The sequence below is a fragment of the Adlercreutzia sp. ZJ304 genome, assembly GCF_011039075.1.
Lineage (GTDB): Bacteria > Actinomycetota > Coriobacteriia > Coriobacteriales > Eggerthellaceae > Adlercreutzia_A.
Genome location: NZ_JAAKEG010000001.1, coordinates 111,436 through 134,241 on the forward strand (window position 1 = coordinate 111,436; position 22,806 = coordinate 134,241).

Genomic DNA, 22,806 nt, shown 5'->3' on the forward strand with positions numbered 1-22,806 from the left:
GCAAACGTATAATCCTACCTTGCGCGAAAACGCAACACGGTGGCTGTAGTTCAGTCGGCTAGAATGCCAGATTGTGGCTCTGGAGGTCGTGGGTTCAAGTCCCATCAGCCACCCCATAAACCTATTTTACGAGCCCTGTTTGAACTGCGAAGTTCGGCAGGGTTCGTTTTTCTCTTTGAGTACATAAAAAATATGAGGAAATCTGCTTGCATGAAGTGCGGTATTCGCCTACAATGTCAAATCGCTTTGTGTTCGACTGATGCGCCATTAGCTTAGTTGGTAGAGCAGGGGACTCTTAATCCCAAGGTCGAAGGTTCGAGTCCTTCATGGCGCACCACCTTTATTAAGTTCTGCTTTGGGCCCTTAGCTCAATGGTGGAGCAGAGGACTCATAATCCTTTGGTTGCAGGTTCGAATCCTGCAGGGCCCACCACCTTTTAAATTCATTAAATGTTGAATCGGTGAACGGCGTGTATACGCCGAAATTTTACATCGCGCAACAGACCTACGTGATATACTCGGAAGGCTTGTAAAAACATATAAGCAAATGAAATATTGGCCCCCGAGGAATGTAAGTTTCGACTGTATTCAAGACGACTGCTTATTGAAACGGGGTCCCTAAAAATCTGAAAGGGGTCCGTTTTGACCGAGATAAAGAACACGTCTGTTATCCAATTCGACGATGTATCTGATGATCAGCTAAATGCCATGATTGATGGCACCCTCACAGATTTCGACGAGGGAGATCTGGTAGAGGGAACTGTAGTGAAGCTAGAGCACGACGAAGTGCTTGTAGACATTGGCTTCAAAAGTGAAGGCGTTATTCCGCTGCGCGAGCTTTCCATTCGCAAAGATATTGATCCTTCCGAGATAGTAAACTTGGGCGATCATATCGAAGCTCTCGTTCTGCAAAAAGAAGATAAAGACGGTCGTCTGATTCTATCCAAAAAGCGTGCAGAGTACGAGCGTGCATGGAATCGTGTGGAAGAGAAATTCAAGGCTGGCGAAATTGTTACTGGTGAAGTTATTGAAGTTGTTAAGGGCGGTCTAATTCTTGACATTGGTCTGCGTGGCTTCTTACCTGCTTCTCTGGTTGATCTTCGTCGCGTAAAAGATCTTGATATGTATCTGAACACCGAGATTGAAGCGCGCGTCATTGAAATGGATCGCAATCGCAACAATGTTGTTCTGTCGCGTCGTGTGCTGCTCGAAGAGGGTCGCAGAGCTGAGCGTACAGAAATTCTTTCTAAGCTGTCTAAGGGCATGCGCCTGAAAGGTAACGTTTCTAGCATCGTAGACTTTGGTGCATTTGTTGACCTTGGCGGAATAGATGGTTTGGTACATATTTCCGAGCTGTCTTGGAACCATGTAAATCATCCTAGCGAAGTTGTAAAAGTTGGAGATGAAGTAGAGGTTGAGGTTCTAGACGTTGATCTGCAGCGTGAGCGCATATCGCTTGGCTTAAAGCAGACCACCGACGATCCGTGGATCGAACTTGTGGATAGCTATCCGGTAGGTACTATCGTTGATGGCGTTGTAACAAAGATCGTTCCATTTGGCGCTTTTGTTGAACTCGGCAGTTCTATCGAGGGTCTTGTGCACATTTCCGAAATGGCTTCTCGCCATGTTGAAACTCCAGCTCAGGTAGTTAAGCAAGGGCAGGAAGTGAAAGTGAAGGTTATGGAGATTAATCCTGACCGCCGCCGCATTTCTTTGTCTATGAAGGCTGCTGCTGAAGAGCTTGGTTATGAGATTGAGATAGATGAAACCGTAGCGGTTGATGAAGCGAAGTCTCGCCGTAAGAGCGAAGATGAAGAGTCTACAGAAACAGCTAATGTAGAAGTAGAACAGAGCGAGGAAGCTAATTCTGAGGCTTCAGTTGCTACAGAGGTTGTTGCAGAGCAGGAAGAGCCTGCTGCTGAAGGTTCCGCTGAAGCTGCTGAATAGTTAGGGAAGTGCAGGTATCGTCTGTGGAAAAGATCTTCGTAATCGGGGGCATGGGAGCGGGTAAATCTACCGCTCGTAAAGCGCTCACCGATCAGGGGTTAGATTTTATTGATCTTGATCAGGTCGGTCATGATGTCCTTAAATGGGAGATTGTGAAAGAAGAACTTACCGAAGCATTTGGTGAAGATATTTTAGGAGACGATGGCGAGATAGTGCGTTCGCGCTTGGCTGCTAAAGCTTTCCTAAGCCCCGCAGAGACTCGTAAACTCAACCGCATAACGATGCCTCGCATTGAAGAGTCTTATGCCGATATGATAGATGAACTAGAAGCTAATGGCTCAGAAGCGGTGGTTATTGAATATTCCGTATTCAAGAATCGTTCTACTTCGCTTGCTTGGTCGGCAGATATAGTTATGGCGGTGTTGGCTCCAATAGATATGCGGATTCAGCGTGCTGTGGCTTCTGGCTTCGAAGAAGGTGATGTTAGGCGTCGTATTAGTCAACAAATTACCGATGCTGAGCGTATTGAAGCTGCTGATGTTGTTTTCAATAACGATTCCACAAAGGAAGAGCTATATAACGAGGTTACTGCTTGGTGGATTAGACGTAAGCAATCATAGCGGTTCTATAGATTTATTAATTAACCCGGTGGAAGTGTATTTCCACCGGGCTTTTCTTTATCAGGAGCGCCATGTCTAGTCATCTGAAAAACATTGAAGGTACAGCTATGCAGGGCAAACTTAACCCGGATATGCTTGGAGGTGCGCCGCTTCGAGTGGTGTCTCCTTACGAGCCTGCCGGAGATCAGGTGCAAGCCATAGTATCTTTGGCAGATGGCGTAAATGAAAACTTGCGCTATCAGACGCTTTTGGGCGTTACGGGTTCTGGCAAAACCTTCACCATGGCTAAAGTTATAGAGGCTGTACAAAAGCCGACACTTATTATGGCTCCCAACAAGACGCTTGCGGCGCAGCTTGCAGCTGAGTTGCGCGAGTTTTTTCCAGACAATGCAGTGGTGTATTTTGTATCGTATTACGATTATTATCAGCCTGAAGCTTATGTGCCATCTTCCGATACGTTTATAGAAAAAGATGCTTCTATAAATGAGGAAGTTGAGAAATTGCGCCATGCTGCCACAAGTGCGCTTTTGTCGCGCCGAGACGTAATTGTAGTTGCGTCGGTTAGCTGTATATACGGTATAGGTAGTCCGCAAGATTATGCCGGTATGGCTGTATTCTTGGATAAAGATACGCCATCGGATCGTGATGAGGTTATATATGGTTTGATTGATATCCAGTATGACCGCAACGATTACGAATTAAAGCGCGGTACATTTCGTGTTCGCGGCGATTCGCTAGATATTTTTCCGCCCTATGCAGACAATCCAATTCGCGTTGAATTTTGGGGAGACGAAATAGAAAGCATAGATGAAGTCGATTCTGTTACCGGAGAGGTTTTAAGCAGTTTTCATGCTGTGCCTATATGGCCTGCCTCGCATTACGTTACAGCGCGTCCAAAAATGGATAAGGCGCTTGGCACGATTCGCGAAGAATTACGTCAGCGTTTAGAGCAGTTTAACAAGGAAGGTAAACTGCTTGAGGCTCAGCGTTTAGAAATGCGTACCAATTATGATTTAGAGATGCTAGAAACAATGGGTTTTTGCTCGGGTATAGAAAACTACTCACGGCATTTAGATGGTCGCGCTGCAGGAGAGCCGCCGTACACATTAATAGATTATTTTCCAGATGATTTTCTGTGCATTATTGACGAGAGTCATGTTACCGTGCCGCAGATTAGAGGAATGCATGAAGGTGATCGTTCGCGCAAAGTAACGTTGGCGGAGCATGGTTTTAGATTGCCTTCGGCTTTAGACAACAGACCTTTACGCTTCGATGAATTTGAAGATAGGGTTCCGCAATTTATATACGTAAGCGCCACGCCGGGCGATTATGAGGAAAAAGTTAGCCAGAAGCAGACCGAACAGATAATTAGACCTACTGGATTGCTTGACCCGGAGATAATTCTACGCCCTACAAAAAGCCAGATTGACGACATAATAGATGAAGCAAAACAGCGCGCCGAGCGTAATGAGCGCGTTTTGATTACAACGCTTACAAAGAGGATGGCTGAAGATTTAACCGACCATTTGCTAGACCGAGGCGTGAAAGCGCGCTATATGCATTCAGATATAGGTACGCTTGAGCGCGTTGAGATATTGCGCGACCTTCGCAAAGGCGAATTTGATGTGCTTGTAGGCATAAATCTTTTACGAGAAGGCTTAGATTTGCCAGAGGTAAGCCTTGTGGCAATTTTGGATGCTGATAAAGAAGGGTTTTTGCGTAACCACCGCTCTCTTGTGCAAACTATAGGACGCGCGGCTAGGAATGTTTCGGGTCAGGTAATAATGTATGCCGATAAGATTACCGATTCAATGAAGCGGGCTATAGACGAAACGCGCCGTCGTCGCGATATCCAAATGGCTTATAACGAAGAGCACGGCATAGAGCCTAAAACCATTCGCAAAAAAATAAATGACATTATGGATTCCATAGTGGAGGAATCGAAGGGGATTAGTGCGGAAGATATTAATCGCGAATTGGCAGAACTTTCGCGGGATGAAGTTATGCGCATTATTATGTCTATGGAAGAAGAAATGCAGGCAGCTTCTGCTGGTATGGATTTTGAAGAGGCGGCTCGTTTGCGTGATCAGGTTGTTAAATTGCGAACCACCGTTGACAATATGAGCGAAAAAGACGTTTTGGCGGATCTGAAAAAGAATGCACGCAAAGGTAGCGCGTATGGGAATAGAAAAAATGCGGCTTATGGTTCTAGTCGTAGAAGCTGATATACACGCACGCGGCATGTTTTGAATAGGATGAGCTAATGATAGATGAGATACATGTTCAAAATTTAGCTTTGATAGCCGATGCTAGCATTGAACCTTCATCTGGTCTTACCGTGCTTACTGGCGAGACAGGAGCCGGCAAGACAGCGCTTCTTACATCGTGCAAACTTTTGATGGGTGCGCGTGGCGAGCGTTCCTGTGTGCGTGAAGGAACGGACGAAGCGTGTGTGCAGGGTAGGTTCTTTATAGACGGCGATGCCGAATATGTGGTTGTTCGCCGCGTGTCTGCGGACGGTAAGTCGCGCGTGCAATTAAATGGACAAATGGTAAGTGTGGGAGAGCTTGCAGATGCGTTAGCTGCGAGCATAGACCTATGCAGTCAACACGATAGCCAAGAGTTGTTGAAAGCTTCAACGCATTTAAGGCTTTTAGATGCTTGGGCTGGCAATGAGGGGCTTGTAAGCGCATATGCGCAGGCTTATCAGCACTACTCAGAATGTTTTGCGCATTTGGAAGAAATACGTGCGGGCGGAAAAGCGTCTGCCGAGCAGCTGGAACAGGCAACATTTGTATTGCGTCAAATAGATGCCGTTTCTCCAGATGTAGGGGAATATGAAGAATTGATAGCTGCTTTATCTAAGGCTGAAAATGCCGAAGCACTAGCTCGCGCTGCCAGTGTAGCCAGAGAAGCGCTTTCTGGCGACGATGGTGCGCTTACGTATCTTGGGCAAGCCGTATCGTCGCTAGATGATGGCGCGCGCCACGACGAAACATTGGCGAAATTTGCCGATACTTTGCGTGAGTCTGTATACATTATTGAAGATGTTGCGCGAGATGTTGCTGCTTATGTAGATGGAATAGAATTCGAGCAGGATGCCCTTGATAGGATGCAGCAGCGTATTGCAGCATATCAGGGGCTTATGCGCGCCTACGGACCCACCGTAGCCGATGTGGTAGCGAAAGCCGATGAAGCGCGCGAGAAAATTTCGATGTTTGATAATTCCGAAAGTCTAGAGCTTGAAGCGGTTGCATCACTTGAACAGGCAAACGCGGCACTTGAACAGGCTGCTTTGGCTCTAAGTAAGTCTAGGCAGCAAGTTGCCATCGATTTCGCTTCTAAGATAGTTGACGTTATGGCAAATCTCGAAATGGGCAGCGCAGGTGTTGAATGTCAAGTAACATTGTTGCCACGCAATCAGTGGACTATGTCTGGTGCCGATAAGGTAGAGTTGGCTTTTCGACCGGCACATAACATGCAAGCACGTCCTTTGTCACGTATAGCTTCGGGTGGTGAGCTGTCGCGCGTATTATTGGCTTTGCATGTTGTTATGGAAGACAAAGACGAGGTATCTACTCTTGTGTTTGACGAAATAGATGCCGGTGTAGGTGGAGCTACGGCTAATGCGTTGGCTGATGTGTTAGTGCAGCTATCTTGCACTCATCAAGTGTTGGTCGTTACGCATTTAGCACAGGTTGCCGCGCGGGCTGACAAGCATTATGTAGTTCGCAAATATGAGCGCGAAGGCGTTGCTGAAACCGATATTCAGCTTGTGTGCGGACCCGACCGCGAACGCGAAATTGCACGCATGCTGTCCGGTAGTGTTACCGACACATCTATTGCCCACGCGCAAGAACTTCTGCAACATATTTCGAATTAATGCTTGCAAGACGCTAATACAGTGATAGAATCTGTCCAGCTCGTTAATCGAATGGAGATTGTGTTGACTACACTCTGCGGACATAAGGCATTACATAGCGCCCATAAGGCGTTTGCCTGCGCATGGTGGTGGCACAAGTCAAGATAGAACGGATTATCGAAGCTTAGTTGTCTACGCGCACAAATTAGGACCCTCGGTAATCCGCCGAGGGTCTTTTTTATGCGCTAAATCAAGTCTATTAAGAAAGGATAAGAAGATGGAAAATGCAACAGTTACAGATAAAACAGACGAAACACCGACGGGTCAGAGTCGCACGCAAACGGTAACTGCGCAAAAGCGCGAAGTGAAAGAGACTCGTGATAAAGGGCTTTCTGTACGAGATTTAATTCTAATCGCAGTTCTTTTGGCTGCGGGCGCGGTGTTAAAACTTACAGTGTCGTCTTTCCTTAGCTTTGGAGGAATGAAGCCAAACTTCATGATAGCAATGTATTGTTTGGCGATAATTCTTGTAAGACCGAATGTGGGTCAAGCCGCAATTATAGGTTTGCTTACTGGGCTTATCAGTCAAATTCCTATGCTCAACGCTACTCCGTGGGTAAATATTGCATCAGAAACACTAGGCGCAACTATATGCGGTTTGCTAATTCTTATTCCTATAAAAGCAGGCAAATTGGATCTGAATCCTTTAGTTACTACATTTCTTTCAACTGTAGTTTCGGGCTATACCTTCGCAATAATTGTGGGTCTTATGAACGGTCTTAATATAGGAGCCATTCTGATAACTTATGCAGTAATGGTGTTCGGTACTGCTTGTATTAATTGCGTTATCGTTGAAATACTTGCTCTGCCTTTATCTCGCGTATTGAAGCGCTAGAATTTGCAAGGTTGATTATCTAGTTAAGAACAAGGGCTGCAAATGATCTATCTGAAAGATTTTTCGTTTAAGTATGCTGAGCACGACAATTTCGCGCTGCGCGATATTAGCTTGATAATTCCCGATGGGTGCTTTGTTGGTATAACCGGTGCTGCTGGATCGGGTAAATCTACCCTAACTTATGCCATGAATGGAATAATTCCGCATTGCTATCCCGGAGACTTTTATGGCAGCGTTGTTGTGGGTAGTCTTGATACCGTTGAAGCCAGCTTAACCGACATATCGCGCTTGGTGGGAAGCGTGTGCCAAGATATAGATTCGCAAATGGTTTCATCGGTTGTGGAAGATGAAATTCTCTACGGGTTGGAAAATTTTGGTGTCGCAAAAGATGAAATACCATCGCGTGTAAGCGAGGCGCTAGAAGCGATGGGAATAAGCGATCTTCGAAGTCGCAGTATAGATTCTTTGTCTGGTGGACAGAAGCAAAAAGTTGCTTTGGCGGCGATAATTGCCTTGAAGCCGCGCATTTTGCTTCTGGATGAGCCTACAGCGGAATTAGATCCGGCATCGTCATTCAATGTATTCAGTTTGTTGAAGAATTATGCTACCGAGCATGGTATGACTGTTGTGGTGGTTGAACAAAAGATTGCTCTTTTAGCTGATTTCGCTGACAAGCTAGTTATAGTGGACGACGGGCGCATTCGTTTTGACGGAACGCCACAAGAGGTTCTTTCGCATTCCGATGAATTACTTGATATAGGCGTAAATGTGCCAAGGTCTACAAGTCTTATTAACCGGCTGCGCAAGCGCGGGCTTTATCGCGGGGCTGCGGTGTGCGATGTTGCGGATGCTGTGCGTGTATGTAAGGAGGTGCTGGCATGATAGAGTTTAAGAATGTTAGTGCTTCTTATGATGACGAAACACCAGTAGTCGATGGGCTTTCGTTTCAAATTTCCGATGGTGATTTTGTTGCGTTTGTTGGCACGAACGGGGCAGGGAAGTCTACCACGATGCGTCTTGTGAACGGTCTTTTGAAGCCCACTTGCGGGCAAGTGCTTATAGATGGCACTCCCACTACTAGTTTGCGCACTAGCCAATTGGCGCAGCGCGTCGGCTTTCTGTTTCAGAACCCCGATAGGCAAATATGCTGCAATACTGTGCGCGATGAATTGCTGTTTGGCTTTACTGCTCAGGGGGTAGACAGCGCACAGGCTATTCCCCGTGTTAATGAAATGATAGAGCGCTTCGGATTTGATGGAGATGCAGAGCCGTTTCTTTTGAATAGAGGAACGCGACAGCTGTTGGCTTTGGCATCGATTGTTGTTATGCGTCCGCCTACTATAGTGCTAGATGAACCTACTACTGGGTTGGATTATCGCGAATGCACAAAGGTAATGGATTTAATTTCCGAGCTTCATATGGCGGGTACAACTGTAATTATGGTTTGTCACGATATGGAAGTGGTTGGCGATTATGCCAAGCGCGTTATTGCTATGACAGCTAGTCATATCGTGGCAGATGGACCGACATTCGATGTGCTGCGTAACAGCGAAGTGTTGCAACGCGCGCATTTGTTGCCACCTCAGATAACTGATATTTCAATGAAGCTTACAGAAGATGTTCCAGAATTGCACCAGAGTTCTATTGCGTGCGCGGATACGCTTCAACAAATGGAAGACGCTATTGCAAGCCGGGTAGAGAAAGAGGTGCGCTAATGGCGAAGTTTTTGGAATATGTACCGGGAGACAGTTTGATGCACCGGATGAATCCGGTGGCTAAAGTGCTATGTGCACTACTTATCTCTATTGCTTGTTTTTGCACGTCGAATTTAGTATTTCTTTGCGCGGTGCTTGCGATTGATTTCGCTTTAGCCGCTAGTTGCCATATGACAAAACAAGCATTAGGACTTGCGAAGGCAGTTGCAATTTTTTCTATCATATTGGCACTTATTGCACTATTAACTACCTCTACTGGCACTCAGCTTGTGGCGCTTCCTTGGGGCTACATTGGTACAGGAAGTATTTTGGCAGCAATAACGGTTGTAATTCGCCTAGTTGCCTGCGCGGTGCCCCTGTTTCTTGTTATGTATGTTACTCAGCTAAACGATTTGGCAAATTCGTTTTGCAAAATATTGCATGTGCCGTACAAATACGCTTTTACATTCACAAGTGCTGTGCATTTTATACCTGTTTTTATGAACGACATGTCGCAGATAATGCAGGCGCAGACTGCGCGCGGGGTAGAATTCGATTGCGGCTTTGTGAAGAAGATTAGGCTAATGGCACCGCTGTGTGTTCCCTTGTTAATTAGTAGTGTGCGGAAGACTAATTCAGCCGCTATTGCTGCGGAAGTGCGAGGGTTTAATCTGCGCACGCGCGATAGTGGATTTAAGGAGTATCCATTTACTTTGGTAGATGTTGTATGTATTCTTGCTTGCGCTTTGTTAATAGTTGTAGCTGTTGCTTTGAACGTTGTGTTGCCGGGTGGTACTATCTTTATGAATCTGTTAGCAAGTTTCTAATCTTGCGACATGAACTCCCGTGCCCATTTGCCATAAAAACGAGGGAGCGTTTGTTGTGCATGAATTAAAGGTGACATCATCGCAATTTGAAAATGAAGGATGGATGCCAGATAGCGTGGCAGGTTATGCTGAGGATAATTCTCCGGAACTTATTATCGATAATATTCCTGAAGGAACTGTTACTTTGGCTATCGTAATGGATGATTTGGACCATCCGATAGTGAAAGGGTTCAATCATTGGATTGCATGGAATTTGGCACCAAACAATAGAATACCGGGATCAATACCCAAAGGTGCAACAATAGAAAACCCGATACATATTGAACAGGGAATAGGCTATGGAAAGCATGGTTATAGAGGACCTAAACCGCCATTTAATTGGAATCATAGGTACAGATTTATTGTATATGCGTTGGATACAAAGATTGATATAAGTGTTAATAGCAAAAAAGAAGAGTTGATGGAAGCAATTGAGGATCATGTTCTAGCTAGCGGTACGATAATAGGAAAATATCAAAGACGCCACGCATAGGACAGCCGACGGCAACTACGCCTGCCAGCGGCAAGCCTACAAGCACAGAGGACTTACTGCTGGCAATAGGGGCATAGCAAAAAAACCATACTACAAACTAGCGACCTTTACGCTTCTGTTTTTTCTTTTCCTGCTTTTGAGAGAAGCGCGCTGCCTGCGCTTCTCGCCTTGCTTGGGCACGGTAGGCTTTCGCTGCAACTTTCCTCTCTTTTCTAGCTTCTGAGAGAGCCTGCTGAGATTTGGTACTAACAGGATGTCTTGACAATTCTTTTGATGCTTCGCGCATGCGTCGTTTCGGGTTCTTCGTCACCTTAGGAGCTTTGGTTTCTGCGTTTCCATGGAAGCGAAGAGACTCCCATTTCTTAACAACAAACTGCAAAACTTCCTCATCCGATGGTTCTGCGCCGAAGACGATACGCGCGGCGGATAGCTCGCCGTCTTCCACATGTTCCACAACGCCGACCCAAAACTGACCGTCATGAAACAGGGTCAGAGTAGATGACACGCTGATCTGCATGGTTAATTCCCCCTTTATGTAGATAAACCATGCAGAGAAGGGACAACCAAGGAGGCAGGTTACTGATGCGGTTTTGCACGCCCACGACTACCCAACGGGGACTGTGTTTTTATCTCTGATGAAAGGTATTATACCTTTTTCGCCCTGCCCTCTATGTGGAGGATGAGTCGTTTGACATCTCTATTAAATCGAGGAGTGAAGTTAGGACGCAACATAGGCTATACACCCATCGCCTCAAACATTGCATCTACTGAATCATAACCAGGATCGCCCGATGCTATGATTGCCTTAGCTTCTTCTATGGCTTCACGCGACTCGTTGTTCGGTTTGGGATACTCCAGATTTAGGGGAATGCGCTGTTCTCGAACTATCTGACGGTAAAAAGCTCTCGTAACAGATGAGAGATCGAATCCGAAATCCTCAACAATGGAAGCCGCAGCAAGCTTTGTTGCTTCGTCCACACGTACTGTGACAGATGGTGCGCTCATAATAGAACTCCTTATCTTTTGTAAGACCATTATAGACTTATGTCTTACATAACTCAAGAATCAGTACTTAACGCATAACGGACATATTGAGCTTCAAGAAGTCCTAACCTAAACAAAAGCTTTTGAGAAGATTTGGTTAGCATTCAAATATTCTAAGTGAACAAAATCCATACTTTTTGAATCATAACCCTATATTCGCGTCAAAGCACGTCGTATCGACATTGCCGATTGCTTTGAAATTTCGGTATTAAGACTTCGTGTTAGTATACAAATCAACAAAGCGTTCGAGTGACGAGTATTTCACTTAAATCGGGCGCTTTAGTTTTTATATGAATAGAGCATTGGTATCTAGGGTTATAAGGTTACATCGTAATGAATAAAGATCGGTTAATTGCATGGATCCAAAAAACATATAACGTTGAGCCTGAGTATCTTTGGAGAAAGTATCCAAACTATGCGGTATTTCGCCACGGGCACAATGGAAAATGGTTTGCGCTTGTTATGGATGTTGAAAAATCGAAGCTAGGATTAGCAGGAACGGGCAAGGTAGACATACTTGATGTAAAAGAAGACCCGGGGCTTGTAATTGAAATGGTAAAGCATTCAAGTTTCTATCCTGCCTACCACATGAACAAAGAAAACTGGATATCAGTTGCTTTGGATGGCACCATAGACGATGACAAGATAGCATCAATGGTGAAGACAAGCTACGCGCTTACTTCTAAATAAAAAGCTTCCTAGTAAAGTAGCAGATCTTCAATGACTTTAGATTCTGTTTCCTTGTAATTGTGTTGCCAATCACGTTTGTGATTTCTGTCGGCACGACGAGCTGTCAGGTGGGCGATGGTGGTTTGAGTCGTTCTTAATGCCAAAACCAAAGTCCTAGACAATTCGTTCGTGCCGACTTTAATTTATGGTGCCTCTACTTCTGGTTTGTCATAGAAGCTGGAGTAGGAGCCTCAGAGGTTGTGGACGGAGACTCTGGAATAGGATACGAAGAAACAGGCGACTTTGGAGTCGTAGTTTCCTGAATGGGGTCATCCGAATCTGAGGATTCCTTCGACTCTATATTGTCAGGAGAAAAACGACGAGCGTTCCACATAGCCTGAATGATATAGCCGAGGACATATATGAATGAGGCAAGTGAAACAAGTGCGCCAAGGAAAGGAAGAATCGAAACAATTCCAAGCACGATGCCGCCAATGGCTGCAGCTCCGATGCGATTCATCTTGGGGAACACCAGACGCGATAGCGAAGCAGCTGCGAATGGAACTGCCACAATTGCCAGAACCACAAGCACAAGAAGCAATGCCAAAGCAATGGGGCTGGTAACGACGAAGCAAAGCAAGAGCACGAACAACAGTGGTGATACAAGAAGCGCAATCGCGCCGGTGGCGAATACGTGTCCTGCATGGTTGCGCGTCATGGCAGTTGCACCTTCGACAGGACGACGGAAAAGCCATGCCAGCACAATAGCAAACAGAATGGTTCCTACTAATCCTACGATTTTGAATAGCAGGTCTATGAATGTAGCGATTCCAAGCACTTCGCTTGCATCGACGGATGCGGCGGTGTCGGTTTCTTTCTCGTATTCAAGAGTGCCTATTTGAGCTGATTCAGAAACGATAGGCTCTATGCCCGATTCCGCATGGAGCGTGCCTGTTATGACGGCATTCGGACCTATCTCTATAACATTGGCATATATCGAAGCGTCACCATTAATCGTTCCGTTTAGAACGACCTTACTGCCTGAAAAGAAGCCTGCTGCGGCGTTGCCCGCAAAAGAGATCGCAGACCCCGCGCAGTACACTCCGCCTTCTGCCGCACAGTTAACAAAATCTATGTTTTGTCCGGCAACCGTGAAGTTGTTGTGGGTAGACACGTTGGTGAATTTCAAGTTCATGCCAGCTGCACGAACGCTGCCGCCCGTTTTCGAGTCGGAAACACTTAGGTTCATGCCGGCAATAATGATATCTCCGCCAGTTTCGGTGGAAGTAAGGTCAAGGTCTTTGCCCGCCCAGTAGAAATCACGATCAATCTTGTTTTCTGGTAGGGAAGCATAGCCATCAGTACTAACGAATGTGTTCCCGGCACTATTCTTCATTTCATCAGGAGATACCGCCCATGCAGTTCCCGCAGTAGAGAATGCCAGCAGCATGGCAAAGATGACAGCCATCGCCGCATTAGCGATTCCTCTGATTCTCAAACTGGTCTTTTCCATTGTATGGTCCCTTCTTGTTATGTTAAGGCGCTCAATTTGCCTTATTACTTTGAGTATTATTGCACTTTCGCCATGATGATGCAGAATGCCCATGCAGCACCTTTGTAAAAGGTCAGTGATAATTCACTAGAGTCTAAACACCTTTGCCACTTTATTCAAAAATAAGTTGAAGTCGAGCATTAGGAACATGAACATGGTCATATTTGCGGTGATTCTTCCGCTAATTGTCCTTGTAATGTTACAAGAACCGATATGGAGATTATTTTTTCTCTTGGATCGGTGTTTTACTTCTGCGAGCCCTCGAACGGTAAGGAATCGTCTATCAGAAGGTATGCGCAATGTACCTCAAGAAGTCGCTCATAATCCTGTTTTGGGTAGCTATAGCGGCAGCTCTGACTCCACCACTAGCCAAAATGAAAGGGAGCTAGAGCCGCAATTAGCACAGACCTCTTTAGAGGGGTCTGTCGATATCATTTTGCCAGCTGAATACTGCATCCGGTAGAATGACCGTAAGGCTGCTGCCCTGATTGAGGAATTGCTTGATTTGAGTAACGGATGTTTCTTGGAAGAGTCGGATTAGGGGGTTGCTATGTTGATGAGAGTGGTTCTTGTTTGTGGACCTTCTGGTTCGGGAAAATCCACCTACATTGCCGAAAACCTGTACAGGGATGCGGTGGACGTTATTGATTTGTATCAGTTTCAGGAGATGAAGTCTTACCCCTCTGGTATTCATGGTGTTCTGATGGTTAGGCTGTCGTATGCTTTTCTGGAGGATGCGGTTGTTGCCGCTGTTCAGAAGCACATTCTGCTGGAAACGGAGAAGCGTCGTCAGCGTGCGCAGCAAGGCGGGGCTATCTCATCTCTTCCGGGAGGACTGGTCGTTATAGAGGGTACTTACGTCAAGGCTCGCCGCCGCGCCGACCTCATTCAGGATGTGAAGACGGTGTTTGATGGATACGAGGACTGCGCGTTCGAGTGCGTTTGTGTCATTAATTCTCGCGGAAACAAGTTCATGCGTGCGGACTTTGAGATTCCTACCGTCGAAGAGGGGTTCGATAAAGTGACCGTTGTTGAGGATTTCGAGACTGAGACTCCTATTCCTGATTTACAGCAAATCGTGGATGCGCAGAAATCTATCGATAGGATTAAGGACGGATGCTTTTTTGAGTAGTCCAAAGAAAGACCAAAAGTGGAACAGGAAGTGAGAAGACGATTACTTCAATTGGACTAGATGTACACGCACGCTCTATTACTGCGGTGGCTCTCGACTCGCCTCTTCTTGATTAGGACTTACGCCTTCTTTGATTCCGATCACATGCACAAAACCCTCGAAGAGAAGAGGCGTAAGGTGCCTGCGATTTTGTAGAGAAAGCCAAGACGGTTCCGTCAGCCTCTATTGGGCGGGGCAATAAAAATCTCCTTGACTCTCCCGTTGCGGGAGGGACGAAGATGGTGCCAACGCGAGAGAAAGGCAAGGTATGTTTCGCATCGGCGAGTTTTCGAAAATGGCCATGACCACGGTGAAGACGCTGCGCTACTACGACGAGGTGGGGCTTTTGAAGCCGCGCGCGGTAGACCGGTTCACGGGCTACCGGCTCTACGACGCGGCGCAACTTGTGGATCTGCATCGCATCCAATCGCTTCGTCAGGCAGGACTTTCCATCGATCAGATCGCCCGCATCGTATCCGGAGGCGATGCGGAAGAGATACTGCAACAGCATTCCGCGGAGCTTGAGCAGGAAATAACCGAGCGGCAGACCATGCTCTCTCGCGTTCAATTCATTCTGAAAGAGAGCAAGGAGGGCACCATGCCATACACAACAACGGTAAAGCACATCCCTGAGCAGATCATCTACTGCAAGGAATATACGATGCGCACGTTTGCGGACTACTTCAAGGAGATGCCGGCGCTAGGCGAGAAGCTGCGCGCGAAGTATCCCGAGCTCAAGTGTGCTACGCCCAAGTACTGCTACACGGTGAACCTTGACCGCGAATGGCGCGAGACGGATAACCACATCCTCTACTGCGAAGCCGTGACCGAGCTGAAGGACGACTTCGACGGGATCCGCTTTATGGTGGCGCCCGCGCTCGACGTGGCGTCGGTGATGCACCAAGGGCCTTACGAGGACATGGGACCTGCGTTTGCCCACGCACTCGAATGGGTCGAGCAGAACGGATACGAAGTCGCCGGCGATCCCCGCACGAGCTACATCGATGGCATCTGGAACAAGGACGACATATCCGAGTGGCTGACCGAAGTGCAGATTCCCATCCGCCGTGTCTCAGCATCCCATGTGTAGGGAGAGTTGTTCTACACTTGGGCGGTAGTTTTCAAGTGTTCTATTATTGATTACGAGAAAACAGTTATTTCTTAGTGCTATCCTTTATGCAAAATTGTCAGTGAGCTGTAGCAAGATAAGGAGTGCAAGAAGAGTAAGGCTCTTTGCATGCAAGCAAAGAGCCAGTTTAAGGCAATGCCGGGAGAATATCACATAGAGATTCTTGCTCCCGGCAGCGAACAAAGCGGCGAGGGGACGGAGCATAGAGCAGACGTGCACTTTCTTCATCCGCGCGTAGGTTGGATAGACGCTGCTCGTGGTGTTGCCATGCTTGCCATTATCGTCGGTCACTTCTCGGCGTTCTTTTACGACAGTGTCGGCGCTGCCCGTCTCCTATTCGATCTCACGGACTCTTTCCACGTTCCCTTGTTCTTTATTCTAACCGGCCTCACCATGAGAACAGGCTGGATGGGCGCTCGAAAGTGCACGCGTCTTGCTCTTTCCTGCTTCGTCCCGTACATTGTAGCGGGTATCGTTTGCATCACCATGTGCTGTGTGTTCTGCAACGGATTCAATCTATACGGCAGGCTCTTCGGTTTCTTCTACGGTGCAGGCGCTTTCCGCGACTCGATACTGTGGGCAGATCCTGCGAACGTGGATGCGATAGGGCTTCTGTGGTTCCTCCCTGCCTTCTTTATCGGCAAGGTCTTCGCGAGCGCGTTGTCGGCGTTTCATCCCATAATAAGGGCATTTGTTGCTTGTCTGTTGTTCTTCGTGGGTGCTTCGACTTCCGCGTATCTGCTCCTTCCCTTCGGTATTCAGCAGGGAATGTGCGCATGCTGGTTCGTCACATGCGGGATGCTGGTATCGGAGTCAGGGCTTTTGGCGAAGGGTCCGCAAGAACAGAACCCGCTGTATTTTGTTTTGCGCGTTGTAGTCATCGCTTGCGGTGTCGCATATGCCGGTGCCTTATGCTTTGCCCTTTTGGAAGAGCCGATGTATTGCAACTCCGACTACCATAACGGCATCGTCGATATGTTTGGGAGCGCTTGCTGCGCCATCGCCGTCATGTCCACCGTCAAGGTCTTTTATCGACATCTGTCTTCCTTGTATGTACCTCTCTCTTGGGTAGGGCGCAACTCCATGGCTGTGTTCATAGCCCATGCGATAACTCTTGCTTGCGGGGACGATACAAAGTGGTGGTTGCACGGCATAGTGGCGAGTGGCGCCGACGCCCTTGCATGCTATGTCACCTTCATGGCACTGGATATAGTCATATGTCTTATGTTCGCATTTGCTGCGTCAAGGATAGGGTGGCTACACTGTATCGTCTACGGCAATCTGCCGCTTTCGTTTCTATCCTCTCCCAACAAGACAAGTAGGCAAGATACGGCGACAGGAGCCTAGTGCCGCTGTGAGTATCTCATTTGACCACTTCTACGTCTCCGTTTCTGCGGTGCTACGTTCGTTCTACAGAAACAAGGTCGTGCTTTGGATGATGGCAAGCGCATTGTTTACCCTTCCGCTTTCGTGGAACGACTGGATGCCGATATTGCTGCTCGATCCGCTTCCGCTGCCTTCCTAGGGTTTCGCCGGTGAGAAACCAAGTTTTTGTATCTATCAACTGCCTAGTGCGATGGGTTCCCGGTTAGTTCTACGCTTCATAGAATCCCAGTAGCCATCATGGTAGAAACAATTTCTGCCGCTTCATACTCATTGGCATTCTCGTCCATCCCCTGTACAGGAACCCAAATGCCGCATTCGTAATCTGGAGACTGAGGGTTGCCGGTAGAGTAGACCTCTAGCGTTGCGGTACCATTCGCCCGATACCTCTGGCCGTCGTTCGGGAACCAGTCCTTCCATACTGCAGTGTTCAGGGTCTGCAACGAATCGGGCATCGACCCCTTTGCCGTGAACACAGCCCAGTCACTTGCGGGGAAGGAGTACAATTCCAATCCTTGCGGCACATCGCCGTCCTGATACATTCCAGCAATCCAGTACTCGAATCCGTTCTTGGATTCTGCGCAGATAGCAAACATGCCGATCCCATTTTCTAGGATTGCTTTTTCGACCTCTGTCTCAGGCTTCATGGTCTGCCAAAGCCTTGCGTACTTTACAGCGTACTCCTTATTCCAGAACTCTGGACACTTCCGATAGCCTTCCTCCGGGCGAATCTCCGTATGGTACCCGATAAAGGTCATTGACGGTTTCGCTTCATAACTGACATTCATAGTACGATTTCCTTTCTTTTTGCTCGGCGAGAACTCCGACTCCAGATCGCACACCTTGCTAAAGCCCAGCTTCGCTCATTTCCCTTGCTCCTTCGCCGCCTCGGCAAAATGGGTTATGAACGCATGGATGCGTTCTGTAATCTGGCGCTCCTTTTCTGGATGGCGATCGCACTCCATGATGAGCGCTGATACGGGTGCGGTGTACGCGAGGGCGAGAAGCTGCGGGTCGCAGCGCTTCAGCAGACCCTTGTCCATCATGCCTGCGAAAACGTGCGTGAAGATGCGCTCAAGTCTTTTTAGGAAGTGCTCGGAGGCAAGTGCCTTTGCACGTTCGTCACGGTGCTGCTCGGCAAGTAAGAGCCTGCGCGTGAGCACGATTTTCTCGTCGTGGATGGTGAAGCCGACCATCTGTATCGACATCTCGACGAGCTCGTCGCACGAGCTTGGAATAGGAGGCAGGTTGTCTTCGGAGCCAAAGCTTTGGGAATAGTGGGCTTCGAGCGCTTCGAGCATGGAGATCCAAATGTCCTCCTTGCTGGCGTAATGCTTGTAGAGGGCCGATTTGCCAAGCCCGAGCGCCTGCGCAAGCTCGCGCATGTTCGTGCCCTCGTAGCCGCGTTGCGCGAACATGAAGAGTGCTTCGTCGAGTATCCGTTGCTTTGTATCTTTGGTCATTGTACTTTCCTCGTAAAATCTTGGCGAACGAAGGGTCGTTTTCGTGTATAGTGAACGAGCGGTCACTTTTTGTTCTGTCAACTGTATCAGATTGTGGATTGGATTGGCAATACGAACGAAGCGACAACATGAACGAAGAGAAACCGAACGAACCCATTGGGGACGTACTTATTGTGAACCCGTTAGGGACGTGTCTATTGGGCTGTGCCGAGAAGGCAATGACCTCGTCCCCAATGAGTTGTTGACTCTCCCGTTGCGGTAGGGGTGAGACTGGCGACATCGCGAGAGAAAGGAGAGGAATGTTTCAGTCCACAAAACAAACTGCACAAACAGCAAACCTCACGGCAGGTGGGCACGCGCTGCCCGCTGATTGGCTCGGACGCATCGTTCTCATCTGGAGCGGGTACGCCGTCTCAATGTTTGCGGGCAACGCTGCTAGCTATGCTGGCATCTGGTACGCGACCGAGACGACGGGCTCTCCTTTGAGTCTCGCGTTCCTCTACGTGCTGGCGTTTCTGCCCATGGGGCTGCTTTCGCCGTTTGGGGGTGTTGTGGCTGACAAACTAAATCGCAAGGTCATCATCGTGGTCTGCGATGCGCTTATGGCACTGACCAGCCTAGCGTTAGCTGCATGGACCTTCATCGCCGGTCCGAGTTTCGCTGCGGTCGCGCTGTACTGTGCCGCGTTCGGTTTCGTATCGGGATTCCGCACGCCGGCTTATAACGCAACCATGCCTCTGCTTGTACCCGAACGTCACCTCGTGCGCATCAACAGCATAGATACGCTGCTCGGCAGCATCTCAATGATTGCGGGTCCGGCGCTCGGCATCCTGCTGTACACGAGCTTCGGTCTTCAATACGTGCTCATCCTCGGCGGCTTCGGCGCTGCGGCCGCCGACGTCACGATGTTGCTTGCGGTGATTCCGCGCGACCACGGTGCGCATGAACAAGCGGGAGCGTGGGCAAGCCTCAAAGAGGGTGCATCCACCTTGGCGAGTCAGCGCGGTTTGCTCGTGTTGACCATCGGCGTGTCGCTTGGCATGCTGGCGTATGGGCCAATCGATTCACTGATGCCCCTCATGGTATACGACCATTTTGGAGGAGACGGGTTTGCGGCATCGCTCGTCGCCGCAGTCATGGGTGCAGGCTTGCTTGTCGGCTCGGTAATCCTCATGGCTGTAAACCCGCGCAGGAAGCTCGCACGTATAATCGTTGTATCTGCGTTCGTGGTCGGGACGGGCGCTTTGATAGCGGGCCTCGTTCCCAAGGGTGGCTATTGGGCGTTCGTGGTGTGTATCGGCGTGTTGGCCATCGCTTGCGCGTGGTTCAATGCACCCCTCATGACGCTTCTGCAGAAGAACATACCCGACGAAAAGCTCGGTCGCGTGATGGGGCTCTTCACGGCCATGAACGGGCTAGCCATTCCCGCAGGCACGGCGCTCGGAGGTCTTATCGCCGAAGTTACAGGTACGCCACTTTTCTTCCAAATTGATGGTGTCTTCATTCTTCTGCTGGCAGTTTCGATTGCCATTTCGAAGAGCGTGCGGAAACTTGATGCCGCTTCTTCCGATCATCCTACAGTTGAGCAGACATTGTAACTCCTTTAGCATGAACTCGGCGAAGGTCAAAGGGTACTATTATGGTCGGAGGGATTTGGTTCCGCTGGCTCCACGGGCATGAAGCATATGAGCGAGTATCTGTTGAGCACACCGAAACGGGAGTGACGGATACATATACCGATGATCATTATCGAATATTTACTCGATTGAATAAGAGCGGGGTGACGGGGAATGTATGAACAGAGCGTGGATTTATTAAAAAGACGAGGAATAGAATTAGAAAGCGGGCTGGCAGCTGATGAAATCGTACAGATAGAAAAGATCTATGAAATTGTATTCCCGAAGAGTCTGCGGGATTTTTTAATGGCTGCTTTGCCGGTATCGAACGGGTTCTATGATTGGAGGAACGGAGAGCAGAAGAACATCGAACGTATAAAAGATGCGATAAGCCGACCAATGAGGGATATTCATGATACGCCGGAAGAAGTTTACTGGTGCGAGGACTGGGGCGAAGAGCCGGCAGACGAAGAAGTTTTCAAAAGGGAAGTGATAGAAAGACTGAAAACGGCGCCGAAGCTAATACCAGTTTATTTTCATAGGTATATGCCGATGGTTTCCGATGAGAATCCGCCGATCATGTCTGTGTGTGGTGGGGATATCATATATTACGGAGCGGATATCCAAGATTATTTCGAGGTTGAATTCGATGGAAAAGACCAGGGTGCCATCGACTTTGAAAGTATTTGTCCGGTACCGTTTTGGACCGATCTCGTATAATCGATGACATCTCGTGCCATGATGGGCGAATATGTCATCTATTATCGAGATAAGGTCTATACCTATAAACATCATCGCGCTACCATATTTTGAGCCTTAACCTTAAGCTGTGAGTCCATTTGGCTACCTCGTCTTGGTTTTATAGGATGTTTGTACTGGTGGTAACTTCCAACTACTGTAACTTCAGGAACAAGGCGTAAACTATTGAGGGAGGCATATTATGCAGAAGTGCATTCGTGATGAAATCGAAAATACTATAAATGAAAAGTCGATCAACAGAGAATCGTTTCGCGAATGCCCCAAAACGAAATATAAAGAAGTTATAAATGGCTTCTATTATGCATTTGTTGATTACGATAAATATCCCAATATTGAATTAGATTATTGTTGGTTACATTTCAGAGATAAACTCATTAAGATAGACTGCATTAGTGAAAATATTGGTTGGGATTGTATGTTGGCGAAGATGAAAGAGTTGCAATCTTACAATCCAAGCAAAAGAATCTATCTGATCCTTTCCCAAGGTTGGGTTTACGAGGGATACATAGATAGCATAATCGGCGTGCTAAGCGAAATAGATGGCTTGTTAGAAGACTTTTACATCACCACCCCACAGTTTGATAAGTTAGCGGCGTACTGCAACGATGGTGAGTGTGTAACTCTCTATAGAAAATAATAGAGAGATCGTGCCCGAAATCCCACAAACCTTCAAAGAAGCCCAGAAATCAACAGGCAACTAAAAGACCAGCAAGTAAAAATATTTGCTGGTCTGGTGTTTCTGGTGGTCGCTACAGGATTTGAACCTGTGACCCCCGCCGTGTGAATGTCCTAAAAGCGTAAACACTTCAAAAAAATTTTGTCAGAACTTTATGTAAGAGCTTAACATGCAGCCTGACCTCGACCAACTCCACATCGACCACGAGTTCGCGCTCCTTCGCGCCGCCCTCGCTAAGCGCCTGCACCTCGTTTTGCATCTGCTTCATCGTAACGCGCATCTTCGCGCCCTCATCTAGGCTCTTGTCCTTGCTTCCGTGCGCCACATCGAGCCTGCGCAAACGCTCGCTTGCGGCATTAAGTCATCTTTTCAAATCGGTCTATAAATCAGAGGACATCAATATCTTTTCTGTTTCTGTCATGTCCTTTTCGATCAACGGGCACATGCTGTCTTTATACTTCAATAGATTCGCCTCATGCAAACAGGATAGTATTCTTGGAATGTACTGCGGTTTCACCAAGCCTATCTGCGCAAGAGTCTTAACACATTGCCTAGCTGCGATCGGTTTTTCGTCCGTTATATGTGCGAGGAAGTCAGACAGAATCGAAGCGGTTCTCGTCGTCCCACTGGGCGGTTGCCGCGAGTATATGCATCGCGCGATTTCTCACCAACGATTTTGTATGGTCAAGCAACGAGGCAAAGTCATCAAAATGCTCATACCACTCGTCTGTTTCTAGGCTATCGGATATGATTCTATCGGTAAAAGCGTAAGCATATTCATCATTCTTTGTTGTTAGCTTCGCAATGATATCTTCTTTCATCGCCATCCACCTCCAACTTACGAATTTTCATTCTGCTGCCAATAGTGCCATTCGTCGTGTCAGCTCGTGATTTCTTCGGCATAAGTTTCGGCAAATTTCCCACTGTGGAGCTTCGTCCGTCCTGAAACATTCGGGAAGGCTTGACCG

At 47.8% G+C, this 22,806-nt stretch carries 23 protein-coding genes and 3 tRNA genes; 19 read left to right on the plus strand and 7 right to left on the minus strand.

Annotated features, from left to right (window positions below):
* Positions 1–39: 39 nt before the first annotated feature.
* From G7Y46_RS00580 to G7Y46_RS00635, 12 genes are all read left to right on the plus strand, one after another.
* Positions 40–116, plus strand: a tRNA-His gene (locus tag G7Y46_RS00580).
* Between the two features lie 145 nt (positions 117–261).
* Positions 262–337 (plus strand) — tRNA-Lys (locus G7Y46_RS00585).
* Positions 338–357: 20 nt separating this feature from the next.
* A tRNA-Ile gene (locus G7Y46_RS00590) sits at positions 358–432 on the plus strand.
* A gap of 209 nt (positions 433–641) precedes the next feature.
* A complete protein-coding gene (gene rpsA / locus G7Y46_RS00595; RefSeq protein ID WP_165060760.1) occupies positions 642–1,946 on the plus strand; it encodes a 30S ribosomal protein S1 in 1,305 nt (434 codons plus the stop codon).
* Positions 1,947–1,969: 23 nt separating this feature from the next.
* Positions 1,970–2,566, plus strand: a complete 597-nt coding sequence (gene coaE / locus G7Y46_RS00600; protein ID WP_165060758.1) for a dephospho-CoA kinase — start codon at positions 1,970–1,972, stop codon at positions 2,564–2,566.
* A gap of 71 nt (positions 2,567–2,637) precedes the next feature.
* Complete coding sequence (gene uvrB / locus G7Y46_RS00605) at positions 2,638–4,791, plus strand: excinuclease ABC subunit UvrB (RefSeq protein ID WP_165060755.1); 2,154 nt, start codon at positions 2,638–2,640, stop codon at positions 4,789–4,791.
* A gap of 38 nt (positions 4,792–4,829) precedes the next feature.
* Positions 4,830–6,449, plus strand: a complete 1,620-nt coding sequence (recN, locus tag G7Y46_RS00610) for a DNA repair protein RecN (protein ID WP_165251657.1) — start codon at positions 4,830–4,832, stop codon at positions 6,447–6,449.
* Positions 6,450–6,705: 256 nt separating this feature from the next.
* A complete protein-coding gene (locus G7Y46_RS00615; protein WP_241156988.1) occupies positions 6,706–7,323 on the plus strand; it encodes a tryptophan transporter in 618 nt (205 codons plus the stop codon).
* A 42-nt stretch (positions 7,324–7,365) separates the two neighbouring features.
* Complete coding sequence (locus G7Y46_RS00620; protein WP_165251659.1) at positions 7,366–8,205, plus strand: ATP-binding cassette domain-containing protein; 840 nt, start codon at positions 7,366–7,368, stop codon at positions 8,203–8,205.
* The gene (locus tag G7Y46_RS00625; protein ID WP_165251661.1) at positions 8,202–9,038 is read left to right on the plus strand and encodes an energy-coupling factor ABC transporter ATP-binding protein; all 837 of its coding nucleotides are present in this window, start codon (positions 8,202–8,204) and stop codon (positions 9,036–9,038) included. The genes G7Y46_RS00620 and G7Y46_RS00625 overlap by 4 nt, the downstream gene beginning before the upstream one ends.
* Entirely contained in the window at positions 9,038–9,844 is an 807-nt protein-coding gene (locus tag G7Y46_RS00630) for an energy-coupling factor transporter transmembrane component T (RefSeq protein ID WP_165251663.1), read from the plus strand. Before G7Y46_RS00625 ends, G7Y46_RS00630 begins: the two co-directional genes overlap by 1 nt.
* A 55-nt stretch (positions 9,845–9,899) precedes the next feature.
* Entirely contained in the window at positions 9,900–10,376 is a 477-nt protein-coding gene (locus G7Y46_RS00635; protein ID WP_165251665.1) for a YbhB/YbcL family Raf kinase inhibitor-like protein, read from the plus strand.
* A gap of 97 nt (positions 10,377–10,473) precedes the next feature.
* Here the strand turns inward: G7Y46_RS00635 and G7Y46_RS00640 are convergent, their stop codons facing one another.
* Positions 10,474–10,893, minus strand: a complete 420-nt coding sequence (locus G7Y46_RS00640) for a YjdF family protein (protein ID WP_165251667.1) — start codon at positions 10,891–10,893, stop codon at positions 10,474–10,476.
* 218 nt (positions 10,894–11,111) lie between these two features.
* A complete protein-coding gene (locus G7Y46_RS00645; protein ID WP_165060726.1) occupies positions 11,112–11,381 on the minus strand; it encodes a type II toxin-antitoxin system RelB/DinJ family antitoxin in 270 nt (89 codons plus the stop codon).
* 372 nt (positions 11,382–11,753) lie between these two features.
* Here G7Y46_RS00645 and G7Y46_RS00650 point away from each other — a divergent pair, with 372 nt between their 5' ends.
* On the plus strand, positions 11,754–12,110 hold the full coding sequence (locus tag G7Y46_RS00650; protein WP_165251669.1) for an MmcQ/YjbR family DNA-binding protein: 357 nt from the start codon (positions 11,754–11,756) through the stop codon (positions 12,108–12,110).
* A 193-nt stretch (positions 12,111–12,303) separates the two neighbouring features.
* Here the strand turns inward: G7Y46_RS00650 and G7Y46_RS00655 are convergent, their stop codons facing one another.
* Entirely contained in the window at positions 12,304–13,695 is a 1,392-nt protein-coding gene (locus tag G7Y46_RS00655; RefSeq protein ID WP_165251671.1) for a hypothetical protein, read from the minus strand.
* 496 nt (positions 13,696–14,191) lie between these two features.
* Between G7Y46_RS00655 and G7Y46_RS00660 the strand changes: the two genes are divergently transcribed.
* The 3 genes from G7Y46_RS00660 (at position 14,192) to G7Y46_RS00670 (ending at position 17,288) form a co-directional block, all read left to right on the plus strand.
* Positions 14,192–14,773, plus strand: coding sequence for an ATP-binding protein (locus G7Y46_RS00660; RefSeq protein ID WP_165251673.1), 582 nt, complete (start codon positions 14,192–14,194; stop codon positions 14,771–14,773).
* 307 nt (positions 14,774–15,080) lie between these two features.
* A complete protein-coding gene (locus G7Y46_RS00665) occupies positions 15,081–15,902 on the plus strand; it encodes a MerR family transcriptional regulator (RefSeq protein ID WP_165251675.1) in 822 nt (273 codons plus the stop codon).
* 147 nt (positions 15,903–16,049) lie between these two features.
* Positions 16,050–17,288, plus strand: coding sequence for an acyltransferase family protein (locus G7Y46_RS00670; RefSeq protein ID WP_165251677.1), 1,239 nt, complete (start codon positions 16,050–16,052; stop codon positions 17,286–17,288).
* A gap of 254 nt (positions 17,289–17,542) precedes the next feature.
* On the opposite strand, the gene G7Y46_RS00675 is transcribed toward G7Y46_RS00670, so the two are convergent.
* Positions 17,543–18,112, minus strand: coding sequence for an effector binding domain-containing protein (locus G7Y46_RS00675; RefSeq protein WP_165251679.1), 570 nt, complete (start codon positions 18,110–18,112; stop codon positions 17,543–17,545).
* Positions 18,113–18,187: 75 nt separating this feature from the next.
* Positions 18,188–18,787 (minus strand): TetR/AcrR family transcriptional regulator, encoded by a 600-nt coding sequence (locus G7Y46_RS00680; protein ID WP_165251681.1) that lies wholly within the window; start codon positions 18,785–18,787, stop codon positions 18,188–18,190.
* 299 nt (positions 18,788–19,086) lie between these two features.
* Here G7Y46_RS00680 and G7Y46_RS00685 point away from each other — a divergent pair, with 299 nt between their 5' ends.
* The 3 genes from G7Y46_RS00685 (at position 19,087) to G7Y46_RS00695 (ending at position 21,799) form a co-directional block, all read left to right on the plus strand.
* Entirely contained in the window at positions 19,087–20,385 is a 1,299-nt protein-coding gene (locus G7Y46_RS00685) for an MFS transporter (RefSeq protein WP_165251683.1), read from the plus strand.
* 192 nt (positions 20,386–20,577) lie between these two features.
* Entirely contained in the window at positions 20,578–21,123 is a 546-nt protein-coding gene (locus G7Y46_RS00690) for an SMI1/KNR4 family protein (protein ID WP_165251684.1), read from the plus strand.
* 220 nt (positions 21,124–21,343) lie between these two features.
* Positions 21,344–21,799, plus strand: coding sequence for a DUF6756 family protein (locus G7Y46_RS00695; RefSeq protein WP_165251686.1), 456 nt, complete (start codon positions 21,344–21,346; stop codon positions 21,797–21,799).
* Positions 21,800–21,968: 169 nt separating this feature from the next.
* Here the strand turns inward: G7Y46_RS00695 and G7Y46_RS00700 are convergent, their stop codons facing one another.
* Together G7Y46_RS00700 and G7Y46_RS09060 are read right to left on the minus strand one after the other, a co-directional pair.
* Positions 21,969–22,163, minus strand: coding sequence for a hypothetical protein (locus G7Y46_RS00700; RefSeq protein WP_165251688.1), 195 nt, complete (start codon positions 22,161–22,163; stop codon positions 21,969–21,971).
* Between the two features lie 268 nt (positions 22,164–22,431).
* Entirely contained in the window at positions 22,432–22,659 is a 228-nt protein-coding gene (locus G7Y46_RS09060; RefSeq protein WP_206214150.1) for a hypothetical protein, read from the minus strand.
* Positions 22,660–22,806 lie beyond the last annotated feature (147 nt).